The sequence below is a fragment of the Magnetospira sp. QH-2 genome, assembly GCF_000968135.1.
Lineage (GTDB): Bacteria > Pseudomonadota > Alphaproteobacteria > Rhodospirillales > Magnetospiraceae > Magnetospira.
In genome coordinates this window covers 2,843,724-2,856,908 of sequence record NZ_FO538765.1, presented here as the reverse complement: position 1 = coordinate 2,856,908, position 13,185 = coordinate 2,843,724, and the positions used below count along the sequence as shown (strand labels likewise).

At 58.4% G+C, this 13,185-nt stretch carries 13 protein-coding genes; 6 read left to right on the top strand and 7 right to left on the bottom strand.

Going from position 1 to position 13,185, the window contains the following annotated elements; genetic code table 11:
- Positions 1 to 35: 35 nt before the first annotated feature.
- Both MGMAQ_RS13545 and MGMAQ_RS13540 read right to left on the bottom strand, forming a co-directional pair.
- Positions 36 to 1,481 carry a tetratricopeptide repeat protein gene (locus MGMAQ_RS13545; RefSeq protein WP_046021958.1) on the bottom strand — a complete coding sequence of 482 codons (1,446 nt, stop codon included), beginning with the start codon at positions 1,479 to 1,481 and terminating at the stop codon, positions 36 to 38.
- A 75-nt stretch (positions 1,482 to 1,556) separates the two neighbouring features.
- Positions 1,557 to 2,450: a diacylglycerol kinase family protein gene (locus MGMAQ_RS13540; protein WP_046021957.1), complete on the bottom strand. Its 894-nt coding sequence runs from the start codon at positions 2,448 to 2,450 to the stop codon at positions 1,557 to 1,559.
- Positions 2,451 to 2,711: 261 nt separating this feature from the next.
- On the opposite strand from MGMAQ_RS13540, the gene MGMAQ_RS13535 reads away from it, so the two are divergent.
- A complete protein-coding gene (locus tag MGMAQ_RS13535; RefSeq protein ID WP_046021956.1) occupies positions 2,712 to 3,566 on the top strand; it encodes a UDP-2,3-diacylglucosamine diphosphatase in 855 nt (284 codons plus the stop codon).
- Between the two features lie 14 nt (positions 3,567 to 3,580).
- Positions 3,581 to 4,663 carry a glycosyltransferase family 1 protein gene (locus MGMAQ_RS13530; protein WP_046021955.1) on the top strand — a complete coding sequence of 361 codons (1,083 nt, stop codon included), beginning with the start codon at positions 3,581 to 3,583 and terminating at the stop codon, positions 4,661 to 4,663.
- A gap of 3 nt (positions 4,664 to 4,666) precedes the next feature.
- Here the strand turns inward: MGMAQ_RS13530 and MGMAQ_RS19710 are convergent, their stop codons facing one another.
- The 3 genes from MGMAQ_RS19710 to MGMAQ_RS13515 all read right to left on the bottom strand — a co-directional run bounded on the left by MGMAQ_RS19710 (position 4,667) and on the right by MGMAQ_RS13515 (position 8,880).
- Positions 4,667 to 6,199: a DUF3365 domain-containing protein gene (locus MGMAQ_RS19710; protein ID WP_148560957.1), complete on the bottom strand. Its 1,533-nt coding sequence runs from the start codon at positions 6,197 to 6,199 to the stop codon at positions 4,667 to 4,669.
- Positions 6,200 to 6,292: 93 nt separating this feature from the next.
- Positions 6,293 to 6,775 (bottom strand): peroxiredoxin, encoded by a 483-nt coding sequence (locus MGMAQ_RS13520; protein ID WP_046021954.1) that lies wholly within the window; start codon positions 6,773 to 6,775, stop codon positions 6,293 to 6,295.
- Positions 6,772 to 8,880, bottom strand: a complete 2,109-nt coding sequence (locus tag MGMAQ_RS13515) for a protein-disulfide reductase DsbD (RefSeq protein ID WP_052716386.1) — start codon at positions 8,878 to 8,880, stop codon at positions 6,772 to 6,774. The genes MGMAQ_RS13520 and MGMAQ_RS13515 overlap by 4 nt, the downstream gene beginning before the upstream one ends.
- A 130-nt stretch (positions 8,881 to 9,010) precedes the next feature.
- Here MGMAQ_RS13515 and MGMAQ_RS13510 point away from each other — a divergent pair, with 130 nt between their 5' ends.
- A complete protein-coding gene (locus tag MGMAQ_RS13510; protein WP_046021953.1) occupies positions 9,011 to 9,589 on the top strand; it encodes a YqgE/AlgH family protein in 579 nt (192 codons plus the stop codon).
- Complete coding sequence (locus MGMAQ_RS13505; RefSeq protein ID WP_046021952.1) at positions 9,586 to 9,825, top strand: hypothetical protein; 240 nt, start codon at positions 9,586 to 9,588, stop codon at positions 9,823 to 9,825. The genes MGMAQ_RS13510 and MGMAQ_RS13505 overlap by 4 nt, the downstream gene beginning before the upstream one ends.
- 478 nt (positions 9,826 to 10,303) lie before the next feature.
- Here the strand turns inward: MGMAQ_RS13505 and MGMAQ_RS13495 are convergent, their stop codons facing one another.
- Positions 10,304 to 11,335, bottom strand: a complete 1,032-nt coding sequence (locus MGMAQ_RS13495; protein WP_046021950.1) for an IS110 family transposase — start codon at positions 11,333 to 11,335, stop codon at positions 10,304 to 10,306.
- A gap of 91 nt (positions 11,336 to 11,426) precedes the next feature.
- Positions 11,427 to 12,187 (bottom strand): IS5 family transposase gene (locus MGMAQ_RS20465; RefSeq protein ID WP_148560956.1). Its coding sequence is split into 2 segments (ribosomal slippage): positions 11,427 to 11,864 and positions 11,867 to 12,187, totalling 759 coding nucleotides; the frame shifts between segments, so codons are not numbered across the junction.
- 37 nt (positions 12,188 to 12,224) lie between these two features.
- On the opposite strand from MGMAQ_RS20465, the gene MGMAQ_RS20775 reads away from it, so the two are divergent.
- Positions 12,225 to 12,590: a hypothetical protein gene (locus MGMAQ_RS20775; RefSeq protein ID WP_148560955.1), complete on the top strand. Its 366-nt coding sequence runs from the start codon at positions 12,225 to 12,227 to the stop codon at positions 12,588 to 12,590.
- Positions 12,583 to 13,149 (top strand): hypothetical protein, encoded by a 567-nt coding sequence (locus MGMAQ_RS20770; RefSeq protein ID WP_148560954.1) that lies wholly within the window; start codon positions 12,583 to 12,585, stop codon positions 13,147 to 13,149. The genes MGMAQ_RS20775 and MGMAQ_RS20770 overlap by 8 nt, the downstream gene beginning before the upstream one ends.
- The last annotated feature ends 36 nt before the right edge of the window (positions 13,150 to 13,185 follow it).

The window sequence follows — 13,185 nt, the reverse complement described above, 5'->3', positions numbered from 1 at the left end:
AAAAAACGGTGGTCTTTGGACCGCCGTTTTTTCGGTTATTGGTCGGCCACTCCCAACCGCGTTGCCACCATCCGCTCGAACGCCGCGCTGACCGCCTCCAGGTACGGTTTCATATAGGGAAACAGGGGCACATGCTTGAAGCTGTGGCGCATGGCGGCGTTCATTTCGAATATGAGCAGCGAGCCATCATCGGTGACCATGAAATCAATGCCGAAGAAATCCAGTCCGATCCCGTGTGTCACCTCGGTCAGACTGTTCCAGGCCTTGTCCCCCATGATTTGCCTTGGATCCTTCAAGAAGGCTTCTTCGTGCGCCATCATCCAAGGGGTCTTGGCCATGACTTCTGGTCGATTGAAGCCATGCACGTTCCAGATCTTGTCAATGTGTGAGGACACGGGGAAGATCTGGCCATCAATGCAATAGATGCGCTTTTTGTTGTAGAAGCTTTCGTTTTCCGGGAACGGGCAGATAATGAACTCAATGACATAGAAACTATCCGCATCGGAGGCGGCGAAGTATTCCACCATGTCTTCGTGGGTGCCGATCCGGGCCAGGGAATCCCCAGTCTGGGATCCGGTCTCGCGCAGGATGACGGGATAGACAAAGCCTCTAGATTCTACCTGTTCCGCCAATTCCGGGGCATTGGAGGAGCCCCTTTCCAGCCGTTCGGTGCGCGGGAAGCGGACTCCGTCGATGGGATCAAAGTTGCGATAATTCTCGTCTCGTCCCGTCTGTAAAATGCCTTCGGGGCGGTTGATGACCGGCATATCCGGATGCCGTTCCAGGAAGGTGGCCAGGGTGCGCAGATCCTCCGCGTCCAGATCCACATCGGCAATGGTATTGAGCAACAACGCGTGTTCCGGCGTCGGACCGCGCAGAATATTGTCGTCAACGATGGTGGCGGTAAAGGTTTCGTAGTGGCCGTAGTCAAGCAGGTAGCGGGTGCTGAAATGGCCGCCACGCATCCGGGTCTGGGCCTTGGCGTCGGTCTTCCGTCCGATCATGTAATAGGCATTGTCGAAGGCGCGGGTGATCATCACCTGCGGCCGACCTGGCGGATTGACGTGATGGGCCGACCAGGGCAGGCGGCGGTAATAATCCATCAAGGACTCTCGGCCTTCGTTTTCGTGGCCGAGCCCGACCATGATCGAGGCGATGGCCTTGGCCACGGTTTCATCGTCCGGCCGCAGCTTGGCCAGGCGCTGATAGACCGGCAGGGCCTCTTCCAGTTGATTGTCTTTTTTGAGCAACCGGGCCAGATCCAGCAAGGCCGGGGCATGGCCGGGAAAGTGCTTTAACGCCCGCCGATAGCATTCCTTGGCCTTGGGCAGACTGCCACGCTCTTCGAACTGTTTACCCAATTCGCGGAGCACGGTGACCAGTTCTCGAGTGAGCTCGCTGATCCGCGCCGACGCTTCCTTGCGCAGTTTTGCCAATTCGTCTCGTTCGTCACCGTTGGTTTGAATTTCCGTATCAGCCATGCCGGTTTTTCCCCGATCCGTGCCAAGTTTTTGAACTTGGAACTATGACAGTCCAGATCGCCCTGGACAACCTGATTACGGGGTGAGCAGTGTCAACCGACGGGGTTCAAGGCTCAAGGTGATTGGGAGGTGCCCCAGCACGTCGCCATCGCCTTGGACCGGATCGCCCACGGGGCCCTCAACAGTGATTTCCCGTGCCGTCATAATCACCACGTCGCGATAACCGCCCAGGCGACCGGTGACCAAGCCCCAGGCATAGCGCAGGGTGTTCCAGCGACCGGAGTTGCGGAACAGGCAGACTTGAAAATCGCCGTTCTCCAGCCGCGCATCCGGGGTACAGACGAACTTGCCGCCGTAGTAGCGACCGTTGGATATCACCGCTGAGGCCGCTTCCTCCGGCTTTCCATCAAGGGTCAACCGATACCGGGGGAAGGAGTACTTCACCAACTGGGCAAAGGTTTCGACCACATAGGCTCCCTTGCCGATGAGCTTCTTGATCGACGGATTGACCTGCGCCACCACTTGGGCGTCGAAGCCGATCCCGGCCATCTGAATAAAGCGGCGATCGTTGGCCAGTCCCACATGAATCGGGGTCGGGTTGCCCTCGGCGATGGTCCGTGCGATGGCGTCGGCCTGCACGGCCAAACCGATTTCCCGGGCCAAAACATTGGTTGTTCCCAGCGGGACAATGGCCAGAGGCAACCGAAAATCGTCCAATCCGTTGATCACTTCATTGATGGTGCCATCGCCACCGGCGGCCACCAGGGCATCGAACTGATCCGCCGAGGCCTCGCTGGCAAAGGTTTCCGCGTCGCCCCGTCGCGTGGTGTCGCGAATGGTCAGCATACAGCCGAAATCACGGAGCTTGTCGATGACCCGCTGGAACAGGCCTCCATGACGTTTTCCGGCGATGGGGTTGTGGATGACCAGAATTCGCCGGGTGGTGGTCTTCTGATAGGGATCGATCATATTTGTTTTGCTTGTTTTGAGTTTATACTGCACCAGGACATGTGAATAATTGATTGCAGTTACAATACATAAATAATATGGAATGGGAAGTGAAACTTCAGCACTACAAAGCGGCGACGAATTCTTTAATGTTTCGTGAAAATGGGGGTGGACACCTAGACAGCACCCTCCCATGTGGCTACAGAATGTTGAAGATATCATTGGGGCTGCCACAACATAGGCGAAGCCCCGAAGCGCCGCGCATCGGCTGGGGGCCGCGCCATGAACGCCTTGGGGACCACCAAACTACGCTACCGGACCATTTGGATTTCCGATATCCATTTGGGGACCAAAGGCTGCAAGGCGGAGTATCTGCTGGATTTCCTCAGGCACACGGAATCCGACTACCTCTATCTGGTCGGCGATATCGTCGACAACTGGCGCCTGAGCCGCAAATGGGAATGGGCCCAAAGCCATAATGACGTGGTGCAGAAAATCCTGCGCAAGGCCCGCAAGGGGACCAAGGTCTATTACATCCCCGGCAACCACGATGAGAATTTCCGTGATTTCGCCAAACAACGCTTCGGTAATGTCGCCGTTCTGACCGAGGCCATTCATACCGCGGCCGATAAAAAGCGCTATCTGGTAATCCATGGCGACCAGTTCGATGCGGTGGTAAAGTATGCCAGGTGGTTGGCCTTGATCGGGGACTGGGCCTACGAGATGCTGCTGGAAACCAATCACTGGCTGAACCTGGCGCGCCGGAAATTGGGATTCAGGTATTGGTCCCTTTCGGCTTATTTGAAACATAAGGTAAAGAATGCCGTCGAATATATCAGCCGATACGAGGAAGCGGTGGTCGGAGAGGCCCGCAAGCGGGGCGTCGAAGGCGTCGTCTGCGGCCATATTCATGCCACGGCACTCTATGACATGGACGGCATCACCTATGCCAACGACGGCGATTGGGTGGAAAGCTGCACGGCTCTGGTCGAGCATCCCGACGGACGGTTGGAGGTTCTCGATTGGCTGAAGCTCCGCGACCTGTCCCCCATCGACGCGACGGTTCGGGAAATAGCTCCGGCCCCTGCGACACCCTCAACCAAGGCGGCGCCGGGCAAGATCCCGGAGCCGGCCTAGATCCGAAGGTTCCCGTGCATATCGTCATTGTTACAGATGCCTGGTACCCCCAGGTCAACGGAGTGGTCCGCACCTTGGATTCCCTGGGTCGGCACCTGACGGCCCGGAACCATGAGGTGACCTATATCACCCCGAACGAGTTCCGCACCACGCCCTGTCCCACTTATCCGGAAATCCGCCTGGCGCTATTCCCCGGACCAAAGGTGAAAAAGCTGTTGGACACGGCCCAGCCCTGTGCCATCCATCTTGCCACGGAGGGGCCCCTGGGATTGGCCGCGAGACGTTATTGCCGCCGCCGGGGGCTGCCGTTCACCACCGCCTATCATACCCGCTTTCCGGAATACATCCATGCCCGCACGCGGCTGCCGTTGGCCTGGTCCTATGCCTTCGTGCGATGGTTCCATGGCGCCTCCTCGGGGGTCATGGTGGCGACGGAAACCATCGAGCAGGCGCTTGAGGAGCGTGGGTTCAAGGATATTCGCCGTTGGACCCGGGGCGTGGATACCGACCAGTTCCGGCCTCAATACCGCAATAGCCCCCCCAAGGAGCTGCAAGGGATCGAGGGGCCCATCCAGCTTTATGTGGGCCGGGTGGCGGTGGAAAAAAATATCGAAGCCTTTTTGTCCTTGGGCAATCCCGGTCAGAAGGTGGTCGTGGGCGATGGACCGCAACTGGAGTCTCTGCGCAAGGCCCATCCCGATGTTCTGTTCGCCGGTGCCCGGCATGGCGCGGACCTGGCCGCCTGGTATGCCGCCGCCGATGTCTTTGTGTTTCCGAGCCGTACCGATACTTTTGGGCTGGTTCTCATCGAAGCCCTGGCCTCCGGCGTGCCGGTGGCCGCCTATCCGGTGCCGGGTCCGTTGGATGTCATCGGCGACAGTCCCGCCGGGGTGCTGGACGAAAACCTGGAGTTGGCGGTTGAAAAAGCCTTGGGCATTCCGGCCGATGTCTGTCGCGCCCACGCGGAAACCTTCTCCTGGGCGGTCAGCACGCAACAGTTTATCGACAATCTAAGCCCGTTCCGGGACGAGGCGGGGGATTACACGATGATTCCCACAGACATGGTGGCGGCAGGATCGTCAGCCTCGGACTCCTGAGTTTTACGGAGCCGTTGGCAAGGTGAAGTGGAAGGTCGATCCCTCGCCAGGGGTGCTTTCCACCCAGATCGTTCCACCGTGGCGTTCAACGATTCGCTTGCAAATGGCCAGGCCAATCCCCGTTCCGCTGAATTCTTCCCGTGCATGCAGGCGCTGGAAAATAACGAAAATCTTGTCTTGATAGCGGGGATCTATACCAATGCCGTTATCAATGACCGAGAAGGTCGTCAGCCCCTGCTCGGTCTGACCCACGATGTGGATTTCCGGTGGTACATCGGGACGGCCATACTTGAGGGCATTGGATATCAAGTTTTGGAACAGTTGGATCATTTGAGCTGAATCGGCGGAGATGCGCGGGAGGCCCTCAAAGGTGACGCGTCCGTTGGATTCATCGATCAGGGTATGGAGGTTTTCCAACACCTCCATCACCACATCGGTGCTTTCCACTTCGGTGGGGCGTTGACCCTTGCTTTCCACCCGCGAGAATTCCAGCAGGTCGTTGATCAGGCTGTCCATGCGCAGGGCGCCATCCACCGCATAGCCAATGTACTGGCGTCCCTCATCGTCCAGCACGCTGTGGCATTTGCGCTCCAGTAGTTGGACATAGCTGGTCACCATGCGGAGCGGTTCCCGCAGGTCGTGGGAAGAAACATAGGCGAATTGGCTCAACTCTTCATTGGAGCGCTTCAGTTCGTTGTTGGTCTTGGCCAACTGCTCGCCCATCTGATTGAAGCGGTCGCCGATCTGCGCAAATTCCCCTTCCAATCCGCCGATCCGGTAGCTCAGATTGCCCTGGGCCACGGCATCCAGGCCTTCGGACAACTTGATGGCCGGACGGGTCAGAAAACGGCGTACGGTCAGGATGATGATGGTGAATAGCCCGATGAAAACCAGCAGGTGGACGGCGATGTCCTGTTTCACTGTATGCCAGATTTTCTCATTCAAGTCCCCGGCGGGAATCTTGATGCTGACGATTCCCCTCAGATCACCAGCCTTCATATCGAAGGCATTGTTGTAGGATAGCTGAATGGCTGGCGGTGCGTCTTGCTTGCGCCCATGACATTTCAAACAGTATTCCTCGACCCAAATGGGGCTGGAATAGTGGAAGTAGGATTCCTGGCCGGATCGATAGGTGGTCAGCCGTTTCTCGGCGTCGCGATTCGCCCGGAAGAACTCGATGGCCGCCATCTCCACGCCGTCGGCCAGATTGTTCTTGTTTCGAGGGTTGTCCGACACATTGTTGAAGGAAACGCCCGACCGGTCCCAGTCCTTGAAGTCCTTGGATATTCTGGAAATTGAATGGGCAGGCAAAAACCCGATGGTTTGCGGTGTCAGCGCAATGCCGCTTTCCAGAAACTGATGTTGATAGACCCGCCGCAGGGCCATCAGCACACCGCGCAACCGCTCGGCTTTGTCAAAAGCTTCAGCCACCGCCGCTTCCTTGGCGCGATAGTAGGCGAGCCCCTCCAGGGCCGAAAAGGCCAGGAGCATCAAGCTACCGATTAGAATGATCAACCGGGTCTGCAGTGATGTCACGGCTGGTGACCTTATGTCCGATGGAACAGGGTGCCGCTACCGGCTTTTCACGCCATGGTACAGTCTGAAGGTTCGTTTGCCTAGTTCGCGGTCTCAGACCTGTCGAAGCACATATTCCGCGTCCGAGACCCGGTATTCTCCTGGTGCCTCCACGAACAACCCGCTGACCCGGCCCGCATCCAAGGTCATGGCAAACCGTTGGGCGCGCAGCCCCATGCCAAAGGCCGAGGCATCGGTGTCCAGGCCCAGGGCGCGGGTCAGGGTACCATTGCCGTCGGCGAGCATGGCGACCGTCCCGAGCACGTTCAGGCTCTCGGCCCAGGCCCGCATGACAAAGGCGTCATTGACCGAAAGACAGGCAAGGCAATCAACGCCGGTTGCCTGAAAACGGTCGCGGGCTTTTACGTAGCCGGGAAGGTGCATCGTTGAACAGGTGGGTGTGAAAGCACCGGGAAGGCCGAACAACACCGAACGTCCTTGGGTGAAAAGGGTGGCGGTGGACTGATCAACCATGGCGCCGTCGCCATCGAAGGTTTTCAGGGTCACATCCGGAAACAAGTCACCGACGGCGATCATTGGCGGGCCTCCATGCGGCTTTCGGCGGCTTTGTCCAGAGCCTCCATGACCAGGTCCGTTGTGAGCAACTCCGGTAGCGGAAGTCCCAGCGGCGCGCGCTTGCCATAAACCACATTGAACGGAATGCCAAAGCGACCGAACTGAGCCAGGTAGGCTGAAATCGTATCGCTAGGGCGGGTCCAATCGGCTTTCATGGCCACCACATCCGGACTCCCGAGCCGCGTATGCACCGGGTCCACGGCCAGCACCGCCGCCTTGTTGACCTGACAGGTGATGCACCAATCCGCCGTCACATCCACGAACACGGTTTTACCTTCGGCGATCAGGGCGGGAATGGCCGCCAGGTCAAAGGGCTTCCAGGGACCGTCATAGGATTGAGGGGTGATTTCCGGCTCGCCCCGGGGCACCCAGAAACTCCCCAAGGCCAGGAGAACCACCACGGCGGGGGCGACACGATCCAGCTTGCCCAGTCGGGCGCGCAGGGCGAATAGCCCGACCATGGCAAGCAGCATCAGGCCAATAACCAAGGCCGATTCCCGACCGATCTGGGCGATCATCACCGTTACCAACCAGACCGCCGTTGCCGCCAAGGCCAGAGCCAAGACCTTCTTCAATGTGATCATCCAGGGCCCTGGCTTGGGTAGGCGCGTGGCCAGGGTCGGACGCAAGGCAACCAGAAGGTAGGGCAGGGCCATGCCCAGGCCGATGGCGATGAATACGGCCAGGATCTCCCCGCCGCCCCGGGCCAAGGCAAAGCCGACAGCCGTGCCGAGGAATGGCGCAGAACAAGGGGTGGCCAACAGGGTGGCAAAAGCCCCGGTCAGGAAATGCCCCCCCATGCCATGCGAGGGGCCGGAACCGGCGCCCAGATCATTGAGCCATTGGGGCAGCCGGATCTCGAACCAACCCCACAGATTGCAGGCGAACAAAGTGACCAACAAGGCCATCCCGGTCAGAAACCAGGGGTGTTGAAATTGAATTCCCCATCCGATGGCGGCCCCGGCCTGCTTAAGGCCGATCAGGGCTCCGGCCAAGACCATGAAGGTGGCGACGATACCCGCCGCCGAGGCGATGAAGCCCAGTCGGACCGTGCGTGGATCGCCGCCGCCATGGCCGATGACTCCCAACAGCTTAATGGACAGAACCGGCAGCACACAGGGCATCAGGTTGAGGATCAATCCGCCGACGACAGCCATCAGCAACATAAAGGAAATGGAAACGTCGCTTTCGGTCGAGGTTTCCAGCAGGGCTTCTGGCAATTGCAGATTCTGCACCGGTTGGACGCTGCGTTCCGCCGAGCGCTCGCCATCAACCAGGGTCAAGGTCAACTCGGCACCGATGCCGCCAGTGGGGTGGTCGGCCAGGCCATCCACTGGGATTTGGAAGGTCACCAGGCGACCGTCACCGCCAATGCGTGCCTGCGGTTTACCGAATATCAGCTCCGGTGGGCCTTCCACATAGAGGTCAGGGGCATCGAACGGAGTCTGGCTCTGTGCCGAGGCAATCAGCAAGGGTTTCTCACCGCTGGTCAATCCACTCAGCGGCTCAATGGAAAGACCATGTTGGCGGCCGTCTCCGGGCACACGGGCCATGTAGTCTTCAATTAGAAAAGCTTCGGCACTCGATGACGTCGGTTGGCCCCCCGGCAGGTCCAAGGAGATATCCGTCTGATAAGGTATGCAGATCTCGGCGCAAGCCAGAAAATCCACGTTGCCGCGCAGGGATAGGCCCTCTCCCGCCGTTTCCAGGCGGGCGGTCATGGGCAGCACCACTTCGTGCTTGTAGCCGATGGTCTCGATGCCGCTGGTGGAAAAGCGGATAGGGGCGGGCCAATGGCTCTCGGTTCCGGCCAGATTCTTGGAGCCCTGCCATTTTACCTGCGGCGGAAATCCGGCATCTCCGGGGGACCGCCAATAGATTTTCCATTCGTCTTGCAGTTTGAAGTGCAGGCCGATCCGGGCCTCGTCGCCGGGCAGCGCATTGTCCGCCGCGATCAGGCGCAGGGAAACATGCTCCAGGTCGATCCAATCGGACCCGGCGGCCTGGGCTTTGTGTGCCAAGATCCCGAGGGTCAGCAAGAACATCATTAGAATGCGAATCATCATGGGGTGAATATAGCCTCTTCCGCGGTAGGGAAAAGACTTGCCGGCCCTTGTCACGGTATTTTGACCGGATCGGCGGATTTCCGCGACAAGGGTATTGGGTTGCGGCGCCGGTACATGCGATAATGGAGCTATGAAAATAGAAGAACCCTTAGATCTGGATAATTTGGCCGGGCAGATCCTCGTGGCCATGCCCGGCATCGGCGATCCGCGCTTTGAGCACGCGGTGATCTACATCTGCGCCCATGGGCCCGAGGGCGCCATGGGTCTGGTGGTCAATCGGCTCATGGAATCCCTGACTCTGCCCGATTTGCTGGAGCAACTGGAAATCGATCCCGGGGGCGCCGACGACCGTATCCGCATCCATTTTGGCGGCCCGGTGGATTCCGGTCGTGGCTTTGTCCTTCATTCCTCGGACTATTTGCAGGATTCCAGCCTTATGGTGGATGACCAGATCGCCCTGACCGCCACCGTCGATATCCTGCGCGCCATCGCCGATGGCCAAGGACCGTTCCAGTCCCTATTGGCTTTGGGCTATGCGGGTTGGGGGCCGGGGCAATTGGATGGCGAGATCCTGGCCAATGGCTGGCTCAATCTGCCCGGCGATCCGGGTTTGGTGTTCAGCCCCGACCAGGAACACAAATGGGATCAGGCATTGGCTCGTTTGGGCATTGATGCGTTGTTGCTGTCCAGCGAAGCGGGGCACGCATGAAAACCAAGGATTTCCACAAAGACCTGTTGGCCCGTATGGAGGCCTGCGACACCGCTGACGCCCTCAACGACCGGGTGCTGGTGCCCTTTGTCACGGCGCTGGAAGAGATCTGCATTGCCCGGGGCTATTTGCTCAATACCTTTGGCGAGCGCACCAATCTGGCCGTCACCGGCGAGGACGACGCCCCGGTGATCTATGACCTGATCGAGGAATACCTGGACGGCGGTGAGGGGTAACAACCTCCGGCCTGTCCGTAGACAGGCTTCATGGACCCACGGCGCCCCCCCCGAACCGCGGGCAGGCGCGCCGGACGCGGAGAATGATCTCTCGTCCTTGCGTGACCACTTGATCGATTGCAATAGGGTCGGGCGTATCCAACGGGTCCGATGGAACCCGACACGCGCTAAAGACAAAACCCTATCAGTCACGCCCCATAGCCAACCCGCGATAGGCTTTAACAGGCTGCTTCTTCTGTAATCGAGTCATTTGAGTCAAGCTGATTTCCAAGCCGTCGGTTTGAACCTGGGGTATGTGGCGCCCTTTGCTTCTGTCCGCGGTCGACGTCGTCGCCGCATGATGGGGATCAAGGGGGATCGGGTGCAGCAATCTGAAAAGCGTGGTCTTACGCCACTGCAGCCTGCGCGCTGTCATCCGAGCCCCGCGCGTCGCCACGCGTCCTGGCCGCCCTTCAGGCGATCTCGGTTTTCGCTGTGTTTAGATGGCGGTCTCCTCCTTGCGGTACTGGAAGTCCGTGCCGTCGATCCACATGCGATGCATGATTACGGCGAGACGCCGGGCAACGGCGACCTTGGCGCGTTTCATCCCGCGCCTTTTGGCGACCGCGAGCCCCCAGTGTTTGAGCCAGGACCAACGGCGGGTTCGAGTGAGAAGTGCATTGGCGGCCTCGAACAAAAGCCAACGAACCATGGCATCTCCGCACTTGCTGATGGGGCCGCTTCGGTCCTGCTCTCCCGAGGCGTATCTGCGTGGGACAAGCCCGAAGTGGGCGCCGACCATGACCGACTTTTGAAACCGTTCCGGCACGTCGAGTCCTGTCCTGAAAGCGAGGGCGGTAACCGGGCCGACGCCGGGAACGGTCATCAGGCGCCGGCAAACGCTATCATCGCGCGCAGCGGCATGAACCTGCCGGTCGAGCTTGTCGAGTTGTTCGAGCAAGGCTTGGCGCGCAAGCAAGAGCGGCTCGGCGGCTGCGCTGAGGTGCGGGTTATCAGCCGTCAATTCCCGAACCCGCGCCGCGAAAAGGCGTCCGCGCGCCATACCGACCTTGAGGCCGAAAGCTTTCAATGTTCCTCGTACCGTATTGGACAACTGACGGACCTGATGAACCAGGGTCTCCCGATGGGTCAGCACCATCCGGAGCTCCTGACTGCGCGCGGTCTTGACGTGGGTCGCGCGGTACAAACCGGTCCGCATCGCCTGGCCGATCAAGCGGGCGTCGCGACGGTCCGTCTTGACTGGGCTGGCGCTGGCAAAGGCCTTCATTTGCCGGGTCTCGATACAAATCACAGGGAGGCCCCGACTGGACAGTCCTGCGTACAGCCAAGGCGCCAGAGGGCCAGCTTCCAACCCAATTCGCGCAAAGCCACGCCCGCTTTCCTCGAGCCAAGTGGCGACCGCCTCGGGTGTGCTTGACACCTTGCCTTCGCGAATGACGGTTCCCTTTGCATCAATCTCACAGATCGAAATGCTTGCCATCGATACGTCCATTCCAACAAAATACTCCATAGCTGGTCTCCTCTGTTCCATGTCCAGGAATTGACCCGGATACTTGATCAAGACCGAGTGTGGAGACCAGCTGACTGTCTAGGCTCAGGACTCATAACCAGAAGATGACGGTTGCGGCGATGCAGATTGCGCTCATGAAGGTATGGGCGCAACGGTCGTAGCGGGTGGCGATACGCCGCCAGTCCTTGAGCCGACCGAACATGCGCTCGATCAAGTTTCGCTGCTTGTAGAGGGCTTTATCGTAAAGGATTTCCTCTTCGCGGTTCGAGCGACCTGGAATGCAGGGCTCGATGCCGAGATCAAGCAGGGCCTGGCGGAAACGGTCGCTGTCGTATCCCCTGTCGGCGATCAGGTCGTCGGCATCAGGGAATGCAGGGAGCATGGTGTCGGCGCCGCGATAGTCGCTGACTTGTCCTTCGGTCAGCAGCAGGATCAGGGGCTTTCCATCGGCATCGCAGGCGGCATGCAGTTTCGAATTCAGGCCGCCCTTGGTGCGCCTGATACGGCGGGGAACAGCCCCTTTTTGAGCAGGCTCGCCGCCGTCCTGTGGGCCTTGAGATGGGTGGCGTCGATCATCACCGTATGGGTGGCCGTGCTTTCGGCGGCCAGGGTGGCGAAGATCCGGCCGAACACTCCGGCCTCGCTCCAACGGACGAAGCGGTTGTACAGGGTCTTGTGCGGTCCATAGGCGACGGGCGCGTCACGCCACATCAAGCCGTGGCGAAGAACATGGATGATGCCGCTGATCACCCGCCGGTCATCGACGCGCGGGACGCCTCTTGTTTTGTTCGGCAGCAACGGTTGAAGGCGTTCGAATTGTTTGTCGGACAACCAGAAATGATGGCTCTGCATCGGCTTTCCCCTCCCTAAAATTCCAGGGAAGGGAATCATGTCCACCGACTATTGGGAATCCCTTTTATGGGTCCTGAGCCTAGCAGCCTTTTCGCGATCACATCCGCACACAATTGGCGAATGGAACGCAAATAATACGCTGTACATAGGGGAAGGAAATGAATCGAAGATCGCAAGCTCTTCATTACGACTGACGCAAACTGATGGGCCAACGAGCACGTGGAAAATACCAGAGTGGTTGTTTGAAACCGGTTTGTCATATCATGGAAATAAAGAAAGATGGCAGGGTCCAGACCGTTTGCATATTGTTGCAAGAGGCCAAGAGTTTGTAGCAAACATTGAAAGTAATTGTGCAGCAAAGCATTGGTTGTCGAAAATCATTGAGATCATAAATCATGACTAAAATTTATCGTTATATTCTGGCTTATGACAACGGAATGGCACCTTGCGTCGATAACGGATTAATTACTTTAGCAACTTGCAAACCAACAATACGCCGTGTGGCGATGGCTGGTGATTGGGTCGCGGGCTTCTTCCCGTCCCCCCATCCTCGCGGCCTTCTCTCCTATGTTGGAAAGGTTAAAGCAATTATAGATGTCGGAAACTATGAAAGAAAATATCGAGGGAGAAGTGACGCAGTTTATCGCCAGGAGCCCGACGACACTTTTACAAGATTACAGCCAGAATATCACCCGTCCCCAAATCACAAGAGGAAAGATCTCTCAGGCCCTGTCCTGATTTTTGACCCTGCCGCTTCATGGTATTTTGGCAATCAGCCGAATAGTTTGCCCGAAAACTTACAGCATTTATCTCCACATGGCCGTGGGCATAGGGTCAATGGTGCAGCCGAGGGTGATGTAATAGAGTTAGAAAAATGGCTTCGCAAAAACTGGGAGCCTGGGGTCCATGGAAAGCCGCGTGATATTTCAGCGTTTTTGAAACGAGGAAAGTCACATTGCTAATATCTCCAATTCGTCGGCGCCTGTAAGTTGGGTTGC